This window comes from Acinetobacter sp. ANC 4805, assembly GCF_022549495.1.
Classification (GTDB): Bacteria; Pseudomonadota; Gammaproteobacteria; order Pseudomonadales; family Moraxellaceae; genus Acinetobacter.
Window position 1 is genome coordinate 222,952 of the sequence record NZ_JAKZGD010000002.1, and the last position, 18,794, is coordinate 241,745.

Here is an 18,794-nt window from a genome sequence, read left to right on the forward strand (position 1 = left end):
AACCCTCCTTTTTTAAAGGAGGGTGTTCCCCTCTGTAAAAGAGGGGCTAGGGGGATTGATTAGAATTTATAACCAATTTTTAAACCATAAGCGATAGCATCATTATTTTCAAACTCAGCTACGTAGTTAGACGTATTAAATTGAGAACCTGATTGAGCTTTAGCATCGCCTAACCAGAAATACTTTACACCACCAGCAATGAAGTAATTCGGAGCAGGGCTATATTGGACACCAACACCAACATTCCAATAACCTTCAGTTGGACCAAGTGTTGTTACTGGATTACCTGCGCCTGAATCCCAACCAACTGATACATTACCTGCCCAGTGATCATTGATTTTACGTCCTACACCAGCATTAATTGAGTATTGATCCTCAGTATAAGCAACAAGGCTAAAACCATCCTTTTTCCCAGTTGAGTCTACAATGGGCTTCTGTTGTGATGCTAAACCAAATTTAGGTGGGCGTACTGAGAAATCTTTCCAATTGACCCACCGTAAATTTGCGAAAGCAACGGTATTAGCCATAATCCCAGTTTGTAAATCTAGATTTACCGATTGTGGCGTTGTTATGTCTGTATTTTCAGCAGGTAAAGCATTTAGACCTTTAAATAATCCAGCATTATTAAAATGCTCAGTCGTTTCCGCAGAGTGTTTTATTTTTGAACGATACGTTGCAGATGCTTTTAAGGCAATTTCTGGAATTTGATAAGCAGCACCAGCTAACCAACCCAATTCGCCGTTTTCTTTGGTAATAAAGTTATAGCCACCAAATGTTCCACTACCACCATATGCTGTGCCACGTAGTTGTACATCGACAGTCACTGTTTGATAGACAGGGCCAGCATATAGATTGAAATTCTTATTTGGCTGGAAACCAAAAATTAGTGACAAATTCTGTGTATCAACTTTAGCACTTGTTGTTTCAACTCCGTTATGGAATGCACCTTGTCCTGCAAATGGTGCTGCAGGTTGTGGTAGCGTGTTTGGAAGCTTTTCAGATGTTAGCGAATATGTTGCTTTAGAACCAAAAGGCTGGTCATAAATTAGACCAAATGAAAATTGATCTGTAACTTGGAGTTTGAGAGCCGCTTGGACTGTTTGATATGAGTCAGCCATTTCACCTACTGAGGTATCGGAAATTGGCGAACCTGCAAAAGGGTAATTAGCTTTAGTTTTACCTGATACATCAGGATCAAGAACGGAGATACCAGCTTCAAAATAATTGCCTGGTTGTAAAAAAGGTGCAATAGATTGACCAGAACGGTCTAATGCTGCTGCAAAAACTGAAGTGCTTGGGAGTAAGCTAAGTAAAAGAGCGTGCTGAATCGCATTAAGCTTCATTGATATTTCTCTCATATCGCTTTGTAACAATAATGTTGCGAAAAGTAACACAATTTTTTAAAGCCTAAATATTTTACAAATGTCCATAAATGAACTGGTAAAGTCATGGAAATTTCTTGAGTCATGTAATTTTATATACTAGTTAGTTTAATTGTATTTATCTTAAGTATTTGATTTAAATGATTAATTGTAAAATAATTATTGGTTTTCTTAAAAAAATAATTGTAAAAAAAGACCATCCGAAGATGATCTTTTTTTAAGAAGATTGATTAGAATTTATAACCAATTTTCATGCCGTATGCGATCGCATTGTTACCTGTAAAATCAGCAACATAATTGTCTGTATTGAATTGAGCACCAGATTGTGCTTTAGCATCACCTAACCAGAAGTATTTCACACCACCAGCGATAAAGTAATTCGCAGCAGGGCTATATTGCAGACCTAGACCCACATTCCAATAACCTTCTGTTGGGCCAAGTGTAGTTACAGGGTTGCCTGCACCAGAATCCCAACCTACAGAGACGTTACCAGCCCAATGTTCATTAAGCTTACGTCCAACACCAGTAGTTACTGACCATTGATCATCAGTATAAGCTACAAGATCAAAGCCATCTTTTTTCCCGCTTGATGCTACAACAGCTGCTTGTGTTGATGCCACACCGAATTTATAAGGGCGTACAGCGAAGTCTTTCCAGTTCACCCAGCGTACGTTTGCGAATGCAACAGTATCCGCCATGATCCCTGTTTGTAAATCAAGGTTAACAGATTGAGGTGTTGTAATATCTGTTTCTTTGGCTGGAATTGCATTTAAGCCAGCAAATAATCCAAGAGAGCTAAAACTTTCTTTTGCATCAGTTGAGTGTTTAATTTCAGAACGATAGGTTACAGATGCTTTTAATGCAATTTCTGGAATTTGATATGCAGCACCAGCTAACCAACCGATATCTCCAGTTTCTTTGATATCTGCGTTATATCCACCGAAAGTTGCAGAACCACCGTAAGCAGTACCACGGAGTTGAATATTACCTTTTACAGTTTGGTAGACTGGACCAGCATAAAAGTTTAAATTTTTATTTGGTTGAAAACCAAGAATCATAGAAAGGTTCTGAGTTTCAACTTCTACAGAAGTTCCTTGAGTGCCATTATGAAATGCACCTTGTCCTTGAAGTGCAGCAGCGGCACCAGGAAGCGCAGCAGGTAATTTTGCTGTATCAGTTGAATAGGTTGCTTTTGCTCCAAATGGTTGATCATAAATCAAACCAAATGAAAGTTGGTCAGCAAGTTGTAATTTTAGTGCTGCATGAGCAAACTGATAAGAATCAGCCATTTCACCAACACTAGTATTGGAGAGTAATGGTAGCGCAGCATTCGGGTAATTGGCTTTAGTTGTTCCTGAAACATCTGCATCTAGAACCGAAAGACCAGCTTCAAAATAGTTACCTGGTTGTAAAAAGGCAGATATAGACTGACCTGAACGATCTAATGCTGCTGCAAATACTCCAGTTGCAGGCAGCGTCGCTAAAATCATGGCAGTGCTAAGATGTTTTAATTTCATTTTAAATCTTTCCTTGAACTTCAAGATTTTTTAGGTAGAGAAGCTATCATTGCTAAGCCAAATCATTTACCACACATGATTTGCTATAACTTCATGTAACAAAAATACCATAATTAAAATAAGAGTAAATATTCTAAATGAACTACCCAGTACGATTGATGACATGAAACAGGATAAAAATAATGCTATTTATGTTGGTGTATATTTCCATTTTTACTGGTAATATAGTGATAAATATAGATTATTAACTAAAAACTAGCGTGTTATTTTTTTGCATTTTTTCAAAAAAAAAAATTCATAAGGTCAAAGATTTTTTGTAAAAAATACATTTTTTTTCTTCATATTTAAAAAATCACTCAATTTTTAGCGATTTAAGATCCATTTTAAGTAAGTTTACGCAAAATTTACGCCTCTTACTTTTTTCAATATAGAGAATTTACGCTCTCAATTTCCATACTAAAGCTGACCTATTTTAAATGGCATATGCTATGTGGGAATTTATTTCAGTATTTATCCTTTCATTGCTGTTGGCTTATCCGCTAGGACACTATCTTGCGGATGTAATGCAAACCAAACCAATGAAGAGTGACAGCTTCTTTAAGTGGATTGAACAACCAATCTACGCTGTTCTAAATGTGAAGCAAGTGGGTATGAACTGGCGGCAATATCTAGGTGCTTTTGTTCTGAGTAATGTTCTACTGCTTGGGGCGAGTGTTACTATTTTAATGACACAGGCATGGCTACCATTGAATCCTGATCATATTCCGAATATGAATTGGGACTTGGCTTTACATACCACCATTTCATTCCTGACCAATACCAACCAGCAGCATTACTCGGGGCAGTCTCAACTGTCTTATCTATCGCAAATGACCGTGATTGTGGGATTGCAATATTTGTCGCCAATTATGGGACTTGCCTTATTAGTCGCTATGTTAAGAGCATTATTTTTACAATCAGCTCAACAACAAGACCTAGATCAAAACAAATGGAATCGTATTAATCTGGGTAATTATTGGATGGATATCATTCGACCACTATTTCGATTTTTCATTCCTTTAGGATTTATTTTTTCTTTACTGCTCACTTTTCAAGGTGTGCCAGCAACCTTATCTACGGGGCCAACAGCGCAAGTTTTAGAGCAAAGCACAGAAGTCAAAACTCAACATATTCCACTTGGCCCTGTTGCACCGATGGTGGCGATTAAACAACTGGGGAGCAATGGTGGCGGTTGGTATGGCCCAAACAGTAGTGTGCCTTTAGAAAATCCAACCCCATTGTCGAATGTGATTGAGATGATTGCCATTTTACTGATTCCACTTTCTGCGGTGTTTATGGTTGGACGTTTTATTCAGCGTAAAAAACTGATGTGGATGATTTTTGGCAGCATGTTGCTAATGTCACTTTCTTCAACGCTATTGACCATATGGGCTGAAAAATCTTCGCTCACTCCAAATACTGCTTTGATGGAAAGTAAGGAAGTTCGCTTCGGTGCTGAGGCATCCGCACTATGGGGGAGTTTGACTACACAAGTGAATAACGGCTCTGTGAATATGATGCATGATTCGGCTTCACCACTGACGGGATTGGTTGAACTGTGCAATATGTTGATCAATGCCATTTGGGGCGGCATAGGGTGTGGGCTATTACAGTTCTTTATTTATCTGTTTTTAGCAGTATTTATCGCAGGTTTAATGACAGGGCGTACCCCTGAATTGTTTGGTCGAAAAGTTGAAGTCACTGAAATTAAGTTATTAGCGCTGGTGATTCTCTTACAACCTGTGGTGATTCTTGGTTTGACTGCGATTGCAATTGCATTCCCATCCATGACAGGAAATTCAAATCCAGCGTTCCATGGCATTAGCCAAGTGTTTTATGAGTATGTCTCCGCCTATGCCAACAATGGTTCGGGTTTTGAAGGCTTAGGCGATAACACGTTATGGTGGAATCTGAGTGCCAGTGTGGCTTTATTGGCAGGTCGTTATAGCGTGTTGATCATTCCAGTGTTAATTGCAGTCAGTTTAGCAACCAAACCGCAAGCAGCCGAAAGCAAAGGTTCTTTGCATATTGAATCACCAACTTTTGCGTTGACCTTGATCGGGATTGTGTTGATTCTGACCTTGTTGCAATTCATGCCAGTGTTGGTGATTGGGCCAATTGCTGACTATCTGTCGATAAAAGTTTAAGTGTGGAGCAACAACAATGAAACATTCAAATGCGACACAACACATGGATATTTTGAATAAAGAAATTATTCAGCAAACTTTCCATAAATTGTTGCCTCAACACGCGTTTAAAAATCCAGTGATGGCATGTGTCTGGGTGGGAACAGTTTTAACCCTTGTTGCCACTTTGATGGGAAGTACCAGTTTAGGTTTTGGTTTAGTCCTAAGCTTGATTTTATTGGTCACGGTTTTATTCGCCAATTATGCCGAAGCGGTCGCAGAAGCCAAAGGTCGTGGACAAGCTGCATCATTACGTCAGGCGCGTGAAAATTTAACTGCAAATCGTATTCTCGATTTAAATGCCGTACCGACAGTGATTTCTGCAAATCTACTCAAAAAAGATGATTTAGTCATCGTCAAAGCAGGTGAAATTGTTCCTGCGGATGGTGAAATTATTCAGGGTTTTGCGACCATTAATGAATCAGCTGTTACAGGTGAATCTGCGCCTGTACTGCGTGAAGCCAATACCGACCGTTCAGGGGTGATTGGCGGAACTAAGGTCTTGTCTGATGAAATTATTATTCGAGTCAGTAATGAAGCAGGGCATAGCTTCTTAGACCGTATGATTGCCTTGGTGGAAGGTGCCAACCGTCAAAAGACACCGAATGAGATCGCATTGAGTATTTTACTCAATATTATGACCATCACCTTTATTGTGGTGGTGCTGACTCTACCTGTTATTGGCTCAATGGTCGGGATCAAAATTAGTATGGTCTTGCTGATTGCACTGTTGGTCTGTTTAATTCCAACCACAATTGGCGGCTTGTTGCCTGCAATCGGTATCGCAGGGATGAACCGTGCTTTAAAAGCTAATGTCTTAGCAAAATCAGGGAAAGCGGTTGAAGTTGCGGGTGATATTGATGTGTTGTTGTTGGATAAAACAGGCACGATCACCTATGGCGACCGTCAAGCCACTGCTTTCTATCCATTGGCGGGTGTAACGCCAAGTGAATTGCGTCAAGCCGCGATGTTAACTTCTTTTGCCGACCCAACACCTGAAGGGAAGTCGGTCATCAGCCTTGGGAAAGAGTTAGGTGAAAGCATCCAAGAGCCGAAAGATGCCGAGTTCATTCAGTTTAGTGCCTCAACACGTTTATCGGGTGTGGACTTGGCTACGGGACAAACGATTCGTAAAGGTGCAGTCGATGCCATTATTCATTTTACCCATCAAGAAATCAAAGACAACATTGAGCTTAAAACCCGTGTAGAGCAAGTGGCTTCTAAAGGTGCAACACCACTTGTGGTGGCTTCAAATCACAATATTTTAGGGGTGATTGAACTGTCGGATGTGATCAAACAAGGCATTAAAGAACGCTTTGCACTGTTACGTGAGATGGGCATCAAAACCATTATGGTCACAGGAGACAATCCATTAACCGCGGCTGCGATTGCTGCCGAAGCAGGGGTGGATGACTATATTGCAGAAGCGAGACCTGAGGACAAATTGGCGTGCATTCGTAATGAGCAAGCAGCAGGAAAATTGGTCGCAATGGTGGGTGATGGTACCAATGATGCACCTGCCTTGGCGCAGGCAGATATTGGTTTAGCCATGAATTCGGGTACCCAAGCAGCCAAAGAAGCAGGCAATATGGTGGACTTGGATTCCGATCCGACCAAATTGCTAGATGTAGTGGAAATTGGTAAGCAGCAATTGATTACTCGTGGCGCATTAACCACTTTTTCGTTGGCAAATGATGTCTCTAAGTACTTTGTGATTTTACCAGCGTTATTCGCCGTGGCGATTCCACAACTTGAGGTACTGAATATTTTGCAATTGAGTAGCCCGAGCAGTGCGGTAATTTCTGCATTGATCTTTAATGCCTTGATTATTCCAATGTTGATTCCATTGGCACTCAAAGGCGTTCAATTCAAACCTGCCAGTGCGCTGCAATTGTTACGCCGTAATATGCTGATTTACGGTGTAGGTGGTGTGATCTTTCCGTTTATTGTGATCAAGCTGATTGACCTTGTTGTGTCATTGTGGATTTAGGAGTTGGAAATGAATACTTTATTGAGTCATGAGCAATTGAATCAACAGGACTTAGCATTATCTAGTCAAGGACATTCAGTCCTACGTCCGAGTCTGGGTTTAATTGCAGTTGGTTTCTTGATTGCAGGCATGTTGTACGCTACAGCAAGTGTCTCCATTGCTCAGTTGATCTTTCCCAAACAAGCCAATGGTAGTGTCATTGAACTGGATGGTAAAATTATTGGTTCAAGCTTGGTAGGACAAAACTTTGTTAGTGAACAATATTTTCATGGACGACCAAGTGCGGTAAGTTACAATGTCGATGGCATGGCAGGCAGTAATTTAGCAATCTCTAATCTTGATTTACAAAAACAAATTAAAGAGCGAACAGCACAATTTGCCCAAAATAATCATATGACTGAGCAACACGTGCCGAACGAGATGGTAACTGCATCGGGCAGTGGGATTGATCCTGATATTTCACCTGAAAGTGCTTTTTTACAAGTGAAACGAGTGGCGCAGCAACGTCATTTACCTGAGCAACACGTTCGTGATTTGGTTCAACAACAAATTCAGCCTGCACAGTTCGGCGTATATGGGCAAGCGCGAGTGAATGTGTTGCAGTTAAATTTAGCCTTAGATCAATTGTCATCGACCACACGTTGATAGAGCGTAATTATGCAGATCGACCGTAATAACAAAGCAGATGCATGGTTGGCACATAGTCAGCGTGAACAATCTGGACGTTTGACCATTTTCTTGGGTGCAGCACCTGGGGTGGGGAAAACCTATGCCATGCTGACCCGAGCGCATGAATTGATGCAACAAGGGCAGCATGTGGTGGTTGGCGTGGTGGAAACCCACGGTCGATCTGACACCGAAGCTTTGATTCAAGGGCTGAATGTTATTCCAAGAAAGTCTGTGGAATATCAGGGGCGAATGTTGGATGAGATGGATCTCGACCAAATTCTTAAATTAAAGCCTCAAATTGTGCTTGTTGATGAATTGGCCCATCGTAATGTACCCAATAGTCGGCATGAATATCGTTGGCAAGATGTCAATGAGTTGTTGGATGCAGGCATTGATGTCTATAGCACCTTAAATATTCAGCATTTGGAAAGTCTGAATGATGTAGTTTTTCAAATTACGGGGATTCGGGTCACTGAAACCGTCCCTGATGCTCTACTGAAACGTTTGAAAGATATTCGATTGGTTGATTTACCTGTTCCCGAACTATTAGAACGGATGAATCATGGCAAGATTTATTTCGCCGATGTTGCACCCCATGCATTACAAGGTTTTTTTAAAGCTGCGAATTTGACAGCTTTACGTGATCTGGCAATTCAAACTGTTGCAGGGCAGGTCGATATTGATTATCGAGAAAAATTTGTTGCACAAGGGCAGATCATCCCGATTCAAAATCATGTCATGTTGGCTATAGATGGTTCTGAGTTCTCAGAAGATTTGGTGCGCCGTGCCCATCGGATTGCGGAAAGACGCAATGCAACGTGGAGCGTCATTTCGATTCAAAAAAGTAAAGCCGAAACGACGCAAATTTTTACGGTGACGAAGGCTTTTAACCTAGCGCGTAAGCTTGGTGCAGATACCTATTTACTGTATAGCAATCATATTGCATCGACCATTTTACAAGCGGCTTATGATTATGGTGCATCTAATATTTTACTCGGCAAAAGCCCTCAAAAATCGTTATGGCAGCGCCTATTTTCAGATCATATTGCCGATCAACTGTTAGAGAAACAGCATCCTTTTGAAATCACCTTTGTTCAGCCTTTAAAAGCCAAAAATAATGAAAAGCGTTTGCAGAAAGATGTGGCTTATTCATCTTGGCTGGAACAAGGCTTGGCGTTTAATCAACGTGAAGTGTTTGAAAGTATTATCATTGTATTGCTAGGATTGATTGTGGCTGCAATCAGTGATCATTTTATTGGGTATAGTGATTTAGCCTTAATTTTTATTGTGACTGTATTATTGGTTGCGATACGCGCACGCATGTTGATTACGATTATCAGCGTATTCGTCTGTTTTTTACTCTATAACTACTTTTTTATTGAGCCTCGCTTTACCTTTATGATTAGTGCTGAACGTGGGGTGATTACCATTATCACGTTCATTGTCTCAGCTTTACTGGTCGGGCGTTTAGCCAACCAATTACGCGCTCAGGTGCTTAGCCTACGTGCTGCAAATTCAGTGTCGTTACAGTTACAGGAATTAGAGCGCAAGCTATCGACCTGTGTAGATATTGAACAGGTGTTAAATGTCGCCAAACAACATTTGGAAACTTCATTAAATGCCACGGTTTGGTTAAAAGTTGAAAATCAGTCTTTAGGTGATCCATCCGTCTTAAATGAAAAAGATCAAATTGCCGCAGATTGGACGCAGAAGAATGCGAAATCCTGTGGACGTTTTACCAATACATTGACCAATTCTGATTGGTGGTTCATTCCGCTGAATTTAGTGAAAGAATATGGCGTGATTGCAATTCGCTTTCATCAAAATGCTCAAACCATCAGTTTTGAATTGCAACGTTTAACTGAGTTGATGATTGAAGATATTGCGCAAACCGTTGCTCGGGTTCAACTCTCGTTACAGTTAGAAAATTCTAGAGTAGTGGCTGAAACGGAAAAGCTCCGCTCCGCCTTGCTGTCTTCGGTATCGCATGATTTACGTTCACCCTTAGCCGCGATGATTGGTTCAGCAGATACGCTCAAATATTATGGTAAACAGATGCCTGAAAGTGATCGCCATGAATTATTAGACACCATTCACATTGAGGGTGAAAGACTGGATCGTTATATTCAAAACCTGTTGGATATGACTCGTTTAGGTCATCAGGGTTTGACTTTGAGTCGTGCTTGGATCGGTGTGGATGAACTGATTGGCTCGGCAACTCAACGGCTTAAACGCTATCAGCCTGATGTAAAAATTGAGGTTGCTTTGGTGGAAGAACCTCCCCAATTGTATGTGCATCCTGCTTTAATTGAACAAGCCATTTTTAATGTCTTGGAAAATGCTGCCAAATTTTCACCAGATAATATTCCGATTGAAGTAAAAATTCAGCAAGAAGGACACTTCTTACAAATTGACATTACCGATCAAGGGATTGGTATTCCTGAAGATGAACGTGAACAAATTTTTGATATGTTCTATACCATGCAGCGTGGCGATCGCGGTAAAACAGGAACAGGTTTAGGGTTGGCGATTGTCAAAGCGATTATTGGCGCTCATATGGGCAGTATCGAAGCTTTTGCTGGAACAGATGGTCAAGGCACCTTAATTCGCATACGATTACCGTTACATCAGGGTTAAATGATCTTTTATGCCGCAAACAATCTATCCGAATGCATCAATTTTAATTATTGATGATGAACCTCAAATTCGAAAATTTTTAGACATTGCTTTACGTGCGCAAGGTTATCAGGTGCATGTTGCTGAAAATGGCATGAAAGGCTTAGAAATTTTGGCAACACGAGGTGCGGATTTACTGATTTTAGATTTAGGTTTGCCAGATATGGAAGGACAGCAGGTGTTGACCGAGATGAGACAGTGGTCAGATATTCCTGTGATTGTGTTATCTGCCCGTCCTGATGAAAATCAAAAAATTAAATTGCTCGATGCAGGTGCAAACGACTATGTCACCAAACCGTTTAGCATTCAGGAATTATGCGCTCGTATTCGAGTGATGTTTCGCAATAAACCACAACAGTCTGAACAGAACATTGTATTTGATGATGGTCAATTATCTGTGGATGTGGCTGAGCATGTGGTGACGTTTGCTCAGGAAGAAATTGTCCTCACCAAAAAAGAATTTCAACTATTAGCACTATTGATTCGCCATCAAGGTAAGATTGTTACGCAAAAACAAATTATGACCGAGTTATGGGGCATTAGCCATGAAGAAGATACCCATTATCTTCGAATCTTGGTGAAAAAACTCCGCAGCAAAATTGGAGATTCTGCGGTCACTCCAAAATATATTTTTACCATTGCAGGCGTGGGGTTACGTTTCCAAGGACAATCCTAAATTGAAAATAAAAAGAGAGTTTGCAAGACTCTCTTTTTGACGAATAAACCGTTTATTTTAAGTTTGGATCACCTTTTTTCAAGAAGAAACTCAAAGCAAGTTTTTGCACCCAAGTGCCATAAGGTGGATAGAATAATTGCGTTGGGAAGAAGCGATGACGAGCAAAAACTGTTTTCGCATGTGATAGCTCACGGAAGCCTTCCTCACCGTGATAAGTTCCCATACCAGAGTTACCAATACCACCAAATGGTGCATCATGGTTGACCACATGCCAACCCCAATCATTAATCGTAACACCACCTGAATGAGTTTGTTTTAAGATGTGGTCACGTTCAGTTGAATCATGAGTGAAACAATAGAGTGCTAGAGGTCGTTCACCTGCTTTGATATAGGCAATTGCGTCATCAAGGCTATCGTAAGCAACTACGGGCAATACTGGGCCAAACAGCTCTTCTTTTAGAATGCGCATATCGGGTGTGCAATTCAGTACAATATGTACAGGCATACGACGTGCATCTTTGTCACGATCATATTCTGCACAGGCAATAATTTGAGCGCCTTTGGCTTTGGCATCGTCTAGGATTTCTAATAAACGTTTGAAATGGCGATCATTGACGATAGAGGTGTAGTTAGAATTATTGCTGATATTACTGCCATACATCGCCGTAAAATTCTTTTTGCATTCTTCTGCAAACTGATTCACTTGTTCTTTTGGCACAAGCGCATAGTCAGGTGCAACACAGATTTGCCCACAGTTGGTTGCCTTACCATGCAATATACGTTTAGCTGCATCGGCTAAGGGATAATGTCGACTGACAAGCGCAGGAGATTTACCACCTAATTCTAATGTGACAGGCGTTAGGTTTTCTGCTGCTGCACGCATTACCACTCGACCAATCGCAGGCGAACCTGTAAATACAATATGGTTAAAAGGGAGTGATGTGAATTGTGCAGGATCAAGAATTTCTTCACCGAAAATACAAACTTCATCTTCAGTAAAAACTTCAGCCAGCATGCGTCTCAGCACTGCATTGGTTGCAGGCGTAATCTCGGGCAGTTTAATCATGACTCGATTGCCCGCAGCGATTGCCGCAACCAATGGCCCAAGTGCTAAATAGACAGGGAAGTTCCAAGGAACAATCACGCCAACGATGCCTTTCGGTTGATATTGGACAGCGAGGCGATTTGATAAAAACAGTAATTCAGTACTACGTTTACTCGGTCGCATCCATTTACGTAAATGTCGAATGGCATGTTCTGCTTCCAACACAGAGCCTAATAAATCCAATAATTTAGATTCATCGTGTGATCGAGAACTAAAGTCACTATTGATGGCAGCAGCGATAACATCTTGGTAACGAATAATTTGTTTTTTGAGTTTGAATAATTTTGTACGTCGAGCATCGAGATCAGGATAAGGATTCGCATCAAAAGCAGCACGTTGTTGGGCGAATACCATGTGCATATGTTTGGTTGCCGAATCGCTAAATTCCTGCGAATGAGAAAGTGTCATTGTTGCTCCTTCCATGCTTATGAGTAGAAATAGACTTTATGATTGATTGAATTTTTAGTCGATGTTAAATTGAGACAACAAAAAGTAATTTAGTGCCATTATCTACTGACCCGATGGATAAAGTGAAAATGCCTAAACAGAATATTGAGCAAAATATTTATATTGAAGCTCGTTATGATCATACGCTATTCGGTCAGGGCACGCCTATACTTGGTTTAACCAGTCTGTTTGATGAAATGCAGAAACAAGGATATTCCATCGCTCAGATATTGGACGGTACGGGTATTGCGCATGATGCGCTGACAAGTGCGACCACAACAATATCTCAATATCAAAAGTTGAAGTTATTTCAAAATATCCAATCCTTGTCTAAAGATCCATTGATTGGGCTTCGGGCAGGGCAAAAACAAAAATTATCAGATTTCGGGGTGTATGGTTATGCACTTTACTCTTCCCGTAATTTTCAACAAGCCGTTGAACTTGGCATTCGTCATATCAAATTAGCCAGTCCAGTATTACAGAAATCATTTTATATACAAAATGATGCTGCAATTTTTGAGGCTAAGGAAATTATCGCTTTAGGACATTTATTGCCATTAATTTGCGAGTTCTGGTTTAGTTCAATGCAAACCTTAATTCAGTGCGTACTTGAAGCGCCGTTTCAGGCTAAAAGGTTATTGCTGCCTTATCCTGCCCCTGAATATGCAGATGAATATCAAAAGGTGTTTGGTTGTGTTGTGGAATTTGATGCAGAGGTGATGCAATGGCATTTCGATTTAGCATGGTTAGATGCGCCTTGTCCAAATGCAAATCCGATTACCGCAGATATGTGTCAATCCTTTTGTGAGCGGATGTTGGGAAATGAAAATGATGAAGAATCTGAACTGATCAAAACGATTCGTCTTATTTTCTTGGATAGCGTTGGGAATTTTCCAACTGCTCAACAGATGGCAGATCAATTACATGTATCTAAAAGAACTTTATATCGTCGTTTAGCTGATCTGAATGTGAGTTATCAAGACATCTTGGATAGCACGAGAACACGTCTTGCTGATGAGTATTTGGCTGCAACGACATTAAGCATGGATGAAATTGCGGAAAGGCTCGGTTTTTCAGATACTTCAAACTTTAGGAAAGCTTATCGCCATTGGACAGGGAATTCACCTAATCAATATCGTAAAAAGTTTGCTTAGTTTGGTGTAAAGCGCGGCATATGATTTCAAAAAAAGAATTTTGACTACTACATTAATAATTCTTTCATGATCAGCTTATATATTGCGACGAGTTAATCTAATAAAGATAAAGATGCAATGATCTTCGAAAGCTTAAACATGTATTTGTTTGATTGTATCAACTCGATTGCAACACAAAGTCCTGTTTTAGACAGAATTGCCATATTCACGGCACATGATTTGAATACGGTTTTTATATGTTTTCTCTTGTTCTTATTGGTTTTAAAATGGAAGACCTATAATTTTTTATTCGCAAAAACACTTTTAATCGTGTTGCTATCTTTAGTCTTGAGTGATTTAGCTGAAATTTTCTACCATCATCCTCGTCCTTTTGAACTTGGCTTAGGTCATCAATTGATTGGACACGGTCTTAGTTCATCATTCCCAAGTCAGCATACTTTAACTATTGCGATTATTGCATTTTCATATTGGTTAGCTGGATTCAAAAAGATTGGCATTGCAGGAGGACTGGTGGCGATTACGGTTGGATTGTCAAGAATTTATGTGGGTGTTCATTTCCCATTTGATATTATTGGTTCTTTTGTTATCGGTTTGATTTTGGTTGTTTCAGTCAATTATGCCGTGCAAGAATTTAGGTTAAGAATACGAAAAGTTAGTGCTGTACGTGCTTATGATGCCTAACTTAATTTTAAATAATGACTTGAATTTTACGTTAAATTTATACGGCTACTCAATAAGTTTATATCATATTAACGTTACATATTCACATTCATAAACTATTCTATTTATATCAATATGAACTTGGTTTAAATCATGAATGCCGTATTTGTTGAACTGGATCATCTACTCAATATTAATAATACTGTTAAAAACTCAAATAAAGAAAAGTATGAAAGAAATTCATTAGAAGAGGCATTATTTTTAGAGGAAGTAGAGAACTATTTAAAAAAATATCCAAATACACAGCATGTCGATATTTATTTATATGATTTGAATGGACATCTACGAGGTAAAAGAATTGATGTTAAATGTTTAAAACCATTGACGAAAGCATGTTATTTACCACTTTCTATTTATGCAATGAGCCTAAATGGACATGTGATAGAAGAAACAGGATTAGGCAAATTTATTGGTGAACCAGATCATTTGTGTCAGCCTATTTTAGGTTCATTACACCCCTGTGCGATTGATCCTGAAAGCAATGCTCAATTACTATTGACGATGAAAGATGCTCATTATCAAGATTGTTTGATTGAACCTCGTAATCTTTTAAAGAAAATACTCAAGCAGTTACATGAAAGAAATTATCGCCCTTGTATCGCCGCAGAAATAGAATTTTATTTACAACCTTTAAATGGGATAGAAAAGGCTGAAGAGACGACAACACAGTGCTTTGATATTCATCTCTCAGATACACATCAACAGATTTTAGATGATATCGAAACTGTTGCTAAATTACAGAATATTTTGATTACAGGAATTATTTCTGAGGCATCTTCGGGGCAATATGAGATCAATCTGCAACATACATGTGATCTTTTAAAGTTATGTGATCAGATTATGTTGTTAAAACGAACTATAAAACAAATTTCAAATAAACATGGGTTTAGAGCAAATTTCCTAGCCAAGCCAGATCTGTTAAAAGCGGGCAGTGGCATGCACTTTCATATGAGTCTGCTTGATCAAGATCAAAACAATATTTTTAGTTCTCAGCATGCTGAGTTGTCCGTAGACTTATTAAACGTCATTAGTGGTCTGTTATCGCTCATGCCAAGTTCGATGGCAATTTTGGCACCTAATTTAAACTCATTTAGACGTTTTAAAATGGGGCATCATGTTCCTTTAGAAGCAAATTGGGGGCTCAATAATCGTAATGTCGCTATTCGCATCCCTTGCTCTGATCAAGGAAATCAAAGATTGGAATATCGTGTTGCAGGAGCAGATTGTAATCCTTATCTGAGCATTGCTATGATTTTGATCGGTACACTTTATGGTTTGACACATCAATTAGAAGTACCTAAACAAATCAATCAACTTACTTTTAAATCTAAACATCATTTATTGCCAATTGAGCAAATTGAAGCTTTAAAATTATTTAAAAATAATAAGATACTTGCAGAATATTTAGGTAAAGAATTTATGGAATTATGGTGCACAGTAAAACAAGCAGAACATCAAAGTGTTTATAGTCAAATCACGTCTGTTGAAAAGGGTTGGGATATTTGAAGATTAAGTCAATAATTTTTTTAATATAATGTTTGGTGGATTAATCAGGGTGATAGATCTATTTTTATAGTTAATTGCTTTTTAAATTTTAAGTAAAGTGATAAGTAAAAGTCATATTTTAAACGATTACTTATCATGAAATATTTCCCAGTAGTATAGTTGTATCGAGATTATTTGAGCCTATACCAAGTTTGGCTTCTTCCAAGTGCAGAAATACCGATATAACCACGACCATTTAGTTTTTTGCCATCAGGAGATAATGTTGCACTGAAGCTATATGTTTTAGCTGTTTTGGGGTCTAGGATTGAACCATTCTCATATTTATTTTGGCTGGTACTTTTTAAATGCTTGACGATTACTACGCCAACTAATGACTTGTTTTTATAGGCTCCTTGACACTTTAAGCATACATTTGCTTCACTGGGAACGAGTATTTTTTCGATGGTAGCGGATAAAGCCCCTGTTTGATCCTCGCTAAATTTCACAATTGCTCTAGGTTGATTGGTCTCATCATCGATTGTTTTCCAAACAGTGCCATTGAGCTGATCTGATGCAAATGAATGAATTGAGTAAGAAGCGAGTAAAAATAGAAAGAAATATTTCTTCATGACAAAAGATTCTCTGCTTAACAAACGGTATGTCGCTGATGACCTAAATTGATTTTGCCATCATGACTAAAAATATGAGATTCGACTTGGTCGCCAATTTTTAAGTACTGGGAACGTTTGGATTGGCCTTTATTAAACAATTGCCATTTGAGTTTTTCAGGTAGAAGACCTGTCATTTTAATGAGAGCAGCGGAGGGTAATCCCAATGCACATCCTGATGGAGTCCCCGTCATGAGTACATCACCCACTTCGAAATTGGTAATTTGGGAGAATTCTGTCAGTGTTTCAGCAGGCTTGAAAACCAAGTTCTCAGTAGAATCTTGTTGGCGAACTTCACCATTCACTTTTAATGTAAGTTGTAGATGATTTAAATAATGCATTTCCGTTTTATTTAGTAGACACAGTACAGGGCCAAGTGGACAGAAAGTACGGTAGCTTTTGCCTTTATAAAATTGCATTTGTGGAATTTGAATGTCACGTGCTGAGACATCATTACCGATACAGATACCTGCAATATATTCGTGTAAATTTTCTGTAGAGACTGTGACACAGCCTTGCGTTCTTTTCCCCAGTACTAGTGTTAACTCAATTTCATAGTCTAATAAATCAACATGGCTAGGTTTTTCAATCCATCCTATTGGTCCATGAAGAGATGCCAATGATTTAGTAAAAAACATATTGAATGACTGGGTATCAGGATTGATACCTGAATCAAGCATATGTTGGCGATAGTTCGCACCTTGACACAATATTTGCGAGGGATTAGTGATTGGGCTAAGTAGCGCAATGTCGCTGAACAAATATTTTTCAGTACTCTCTAGCGCTAACTGAGCAAGCTTGACTAAACCACATTCAATAATGTCTTTTGTCGTAGGGAAGTCATTTTGAAGAGCGGTGATGTGATTTGATTCGACTATACCCCAACGTTCTTTTTGTTGAGGGTCGATAAAATGAACGAGATGTAATGCCATACAGTTTCTCCAGTGAGCTTATTTGGAACGTTTCTTTTCTGCAATCGCGATGATGGGCTGTGTCATCCAACGTTTAAGTTTATTGCTTATGCTCTCTTGTTGATAAATGGGTCTGGGCTGTGTAATTTCATCGAGTTGCTTGTATTGAGGAAATAGGGTGAGTGCATTACTACGCTGGATTTTATATTGATCTAAATCATTAAAAATGGGCAGATCATCAAGGGAACGCGTTTGCATATGAGAAATGGGGGCAGGTGCAAATGGAAAATCGCTACCAAACAAAATGCGATCTGTGCCGACAAGTTCTTTTAATGCAGACATGGCATAAGGTGATGGTGATAATGCGGTATCAAAATAAAAACGTTTTATATACGTGAGGATTCCTTGAGGGGCATTCTGATTCATTTCAGACATTAAGTTACCTAGCGATACACGCCATGCAACATAGGGTAAAAAGCCACCAGCATGCGCTAAGATAAACTGGATATTTGGATAACGTTCCATGACTCCAGACGTGATCAAATTAACTGCTGCACGTGTCGTATCTGGTAAAAATTCTAAAATAAATCCAGGTGTATTTAATCCCAAATGTTCACTTGTTTCATGTAAATTAGGATGTATAAAAACAATTGCATGACGTTGATTTAACTCATACATCAGTTCCTCAAATCTTGAGTCACCAAGAAAAATACCATCTGTACTACCTAATAATACGATGCCATCTGCTTTTAATATTTCCAAAGCATAAATTGCTTCTTTACATGATTCTGAAGTTAAAGGCATTGGGAGTACTGCGAAAAAACCAAATCTATTCGGATATTTCGCACGCATATCCGCCGTATATTCATTACATTGACGAGCTAAATCACAAGCCTCTTGCGCATTTCCAAAGTAAACACCTGGTGCAGATAAAGAGACAATAGCCGTTTGAGTTCCAATTTGATTCATGATTTCAATGGATTGAGCTGGCGACCATAGAGGAAGCGGCGCTCCAGCGACTTTAGTGATTCCTTTATTGAGCATTGCTTCTCTAAATACAGGTGGAACGATGTGGTGATGGACATCTATACGTCCTTGCTGAAATACGGTGTTTGCCATAACGATTCCTTCTTATCACGAGGTCTTTCATTTTTTGTAAGTTGCCAGTT

14 protein-coding genes are annotated in these 18,794 nt (G+C 39.2%); 8 read left to right on the forward strand and 6 right to left on the reverse strand.

Going from position 1 to position 18,794, the window contains the following annotated elements:
- Nucleotides 1-59 precede the first annotated feature (59 nt).
- Both MMP60_RS03690 and MMP60_RS03695 read right to left on the reverse strand, forming a co-directional pair.
- The gene (locus tag MMP60_RS03690) at nt 60-1,343 is read right to left on the reverse strand and encodes a transporter (protein ID WP_241335017.1); all 1,284 of its coding nucleotides are present in this window, start codon (nt 1,341-1,343) and stop codon (nt 60-62) included.
- Nucleotides 1,344-1,612: 269 nt separating this feature from the next.
- On the reverse strand, nt 1,613-2,899 hold the full coding sequence (locus MMP60_RS03695) for a transporter (RefSeq protein WP_241335018.1): 1,287 nt from the start codon (nt 2,897-2,899) through the stop codon (nt 1,613-1,615).
- Between the two features lie 488 nt (nt 2,900-3,387).
- Between MMP60_RS03695 and kdpA the strand changes: the two genes are divergently transcribed.
- From kdpA to MMP60_RS03720, 5 genes are read left to right on the forward strand one after another with little or no spacing between them, the layout of a single operon-like run.
- Nucleotides 3,388-5,085, forward strand: a complete 1,698-nt coding sequence (kdpA, locus tag MMP60_RS03700) for a potassium-transporting ATPase subunit KdpA (RefSeq protein ID WP_241335019.1) — start codon at nt 3,388-3,390, stop codon at nt 5,083-5,085.
- A 16-nt stretch (nt 5,086-5,101) separates the two neighbouring features.
- Nucleotides 5,102-7,114 carry a potassium-transporting ATPase subunit KdpB gene (gene kdpB / locus MMP60_RS03705; RefSeq protein WP_241335020.1) on the forward strand — a complete coding sequence of 671 codons (2,013 nt, stop codon included), beginning with the start codon at nt 5,102-5,104 and terminating at the stop codon, nt 7,112-7,114.
- Nucleotides 7,115-7,123: 9 nt separating this feature from the next.
- Nucleotides 7,124-7,759, forward strand: a complete 636-nt coding sequence (gene kdpC / locus MMP60_RS03710) for a potassium-transporting ATPase subunit KdpC (protein WP_241335021.1) — start codon at nt 7,124-7,126, stop codon at nt 7,757-7,759.
- Between the two features lie 12 nt (nt 7,760-7,771).
- Nucleotides 7,772-10,420 carry a sensor histidine kinase KdpD gene (locus tag MMP60_RS03715; protein ID WP_241335022.1) on the forward strand — a complete coding sequence of 883 codons (2,649 nt, stop codon included), beginning with the start codon at nt 7,772-7,774 and terminating at the stop codon, nt 10,418-10,420.
- Between the two features lie 10 nt (nt 10,421-10,430).
- Nucleotides 10,431-11,135 carry a response regulator transcription factor gene (locus MMP60_RS03720; RefSeq protein WP_241335023.1) on the forward strand — a complete coding sequence of 235 codons (705 nt, stop codon included), beginning with the start codon at nt 10,431-10,433 and terminating at the stop codon, nt 11,133-11,135.
- Between the two features lie 52 nt (nt 11,136-11,187).
- Here MMP60_RS03720 and MMP60_RS03725 read toward each other — a convergent pair whose 3' ends face one another.
- A complete protein-coding gene (locus tag MMP60_RS03725; protein ID WP_241335024.1) occupies nt 11,188-12,648 on the reverse strand; it encodes a coniferyl aldehyde dehydrogenase in 1,461 nt (486 codons plus the stop codon).
- Between the two features lie 128 nt (nt 12,649-12,776).
- Between MMP60_RS03725 and MMP60_RS03730 the strand changes: the two genes are divergently transcribed.
- From MMP60_RS03730 to MMP60_RS03740, 3 genes are all read left to right on the forward strand, one after another.
- Nucleotides 12,777-13,841 carry an AraC family transcriptional regulator gene (locus tag MMP60_RS03730; RefSeq protein ID WP_241335025.1) on the forward strand — a complete coding sequence of 355 codons (1,065 nt, stop codon included), beginning with the start codon at nt 12,777-12,779 and terminating at the stop codon, nt 13,839-13,841.
- 117 nt (nt 13,842-13,958) lie between these two features.
- A complete protein-coding gene (locus MMP60_RS03735; protein WP_241335026.1) occupies nt 13,959-14,522 on the forward strand; it encodes a phosphatase PAP2 family protein in 564 nt (187 codons plus the stop codon).
- Nucleotides 14,523-14,654: 132 nt separating this feature from the next.
- Entirely contained in the window at nt 14,655-16,067 is a 1,413-nt protein-coding gene (locus MMP60_RS03740; RefSeq protein WP_241335027.1) for a glutamine synthetase family protein, read from the forward strand.
- 170 nt (nt 16,068-16,237) lie between these two features.
- Here MMP60_RS03740 and MMP60_RS03745 read toward each other — a convergent pair whose 3' ends face one another.
- From MMP60_RS03745 to MMP60_RS03755, 3 genes are read right to left on the reverse strand one after another with little or no spacing between them, the layout of a single operon-like run.
- The gene (locus MMP60_RS03745; protein ID WP_241335028.1) at nt 16,238-16,675 is read right to left on the reverse strand and encodes a DUF2147 domain-containing protein; all 438 of its coding nucleotides are present in this window, start codon (nt 16,673-16,675) and stop codon (nt 16,238-16,240) included.
- Between the two features lie 17 nt (nt 16,676-16,692).
- Nucleotides 16,693-17,646, reverse strand: coding sequence for a fumarylacetoacetate hydrolase family protein (locus tag MMP60_RS03750; RefSeq protein WP_241335029.1), 954 nt, complete (start codon nt 17,644-17,646; stop codon nt 16,693-16,695).
- Between the two features lie 18 nt (nt 17,647-17,664).
- The gene (locus MMP60_RS03755; RefSeq protein ID WP_241335030.1) at nt 17,665-18,744 is read right to left on the reverse strand and encodes an amidohydrolase family protein; all 1,080 of its coding nucleotides are present in this window, start codon (nt 18,742-18,744) and stop codon (nt 17,665-17,667) included.
- Nucleotides 18,745-18,794: the final 50 nt, after the last annotated feature.

Bases quoted from the DNA above. Each gene is read 5' to 3' on its own strand.
- MMP60_RS03690 (WP_241335017.1), bottom strand. From the start codon at position 1,343: ATGAAGCTTAATGCGATTCAGCACGCTCTTTTACTTAGCTTACTCCCA.
- MMP60_RS03695 (WP_241335018.1), bottom strand. From the start codon at position 2,899: ATGAAATTAAAACATCTTAGCACTGCCATGATTTTAGCGACGCTGCCT.
- kdpA (WP_241335019.1), top strand. From the start codon at position 3,388: ATGTGGGAATTTATTTCAGTATTTATCCTTTCATTGCTGTTGGCTTAT.
- kdpB (WP_241335020.1), top strand. From the start codon at position 5,102: ATGAAACATTCAAATGCGACACAACACATGGATATTTTGAATAAAGAA.
- kdpC (WP_241335021.1), top strand. From the start codon at position 7,124: ATGAATACTTTATTGAGTCATGAGCAATTGAATCAACAGGACTTAGCA.
- MMP60_RS03715 (WP_241335022.1), top strand. From the start codon at position 7,772: ATGCAGATCGACCGTAATAACAAAGCAGATGCATGGTTGGCACATAGT.
- MMP60_RS03720 (WP_241335023.1), top strand. From the start codon at position 10,431: ATGCCGCAAACAATCTATCCGAATGCATCAATTTTAATTATTGATGAT.
- MMP60_RS03725 (WP_241335024.1), bottom strand. From the start codon at position 12,648: ATGACACTTTCTCATTCGCAGGAATTTAGCGATTCGGCAACCAAACAT.
- MMP60_RS03730 (WP_241335025.1), top strand. From the start codon at position 12,777: ATGCCTAAACAGAATATTGAGCAAAATATTTATATTGAAGCTCGTTAT.
- MMP60_RS03735 (WP_241335026.1), top strand. From the start codon at position 13,959: ATGATCTTCGAAAGCTTAAACATGTATTTGTTTGATTGTATCAACTCG.
- MMP60_RS03740 (WP_241335027.1), top strand. From the start codon at position 14,655: ATGAATGCCGTATTTGTTGAACTGGATCATCTACTCAATATTAATAAT.
- MMP60_RS03745 (WP_241335028.1), bottom strand. From the start codon at position 16,675: ATGAAGAAATATTTCTTTCTATTTTTACTCGCTTCTTACTCAATTCAT.
- MMP60_RS03750 (WP_241335029.1), bottom strand. From the start codon at position 17,646: ATGGCATTACATCTCGTTCATTTTATCGACCCTCAACAAAAAGAACGT.
- MMP60_RS03755 (WP_241335030.1), bottom strand. From the start codon at position 18,744: ATGGCAAACACCGTATTTCAGCAAGGACGTATAGATGTCCATCACCAC.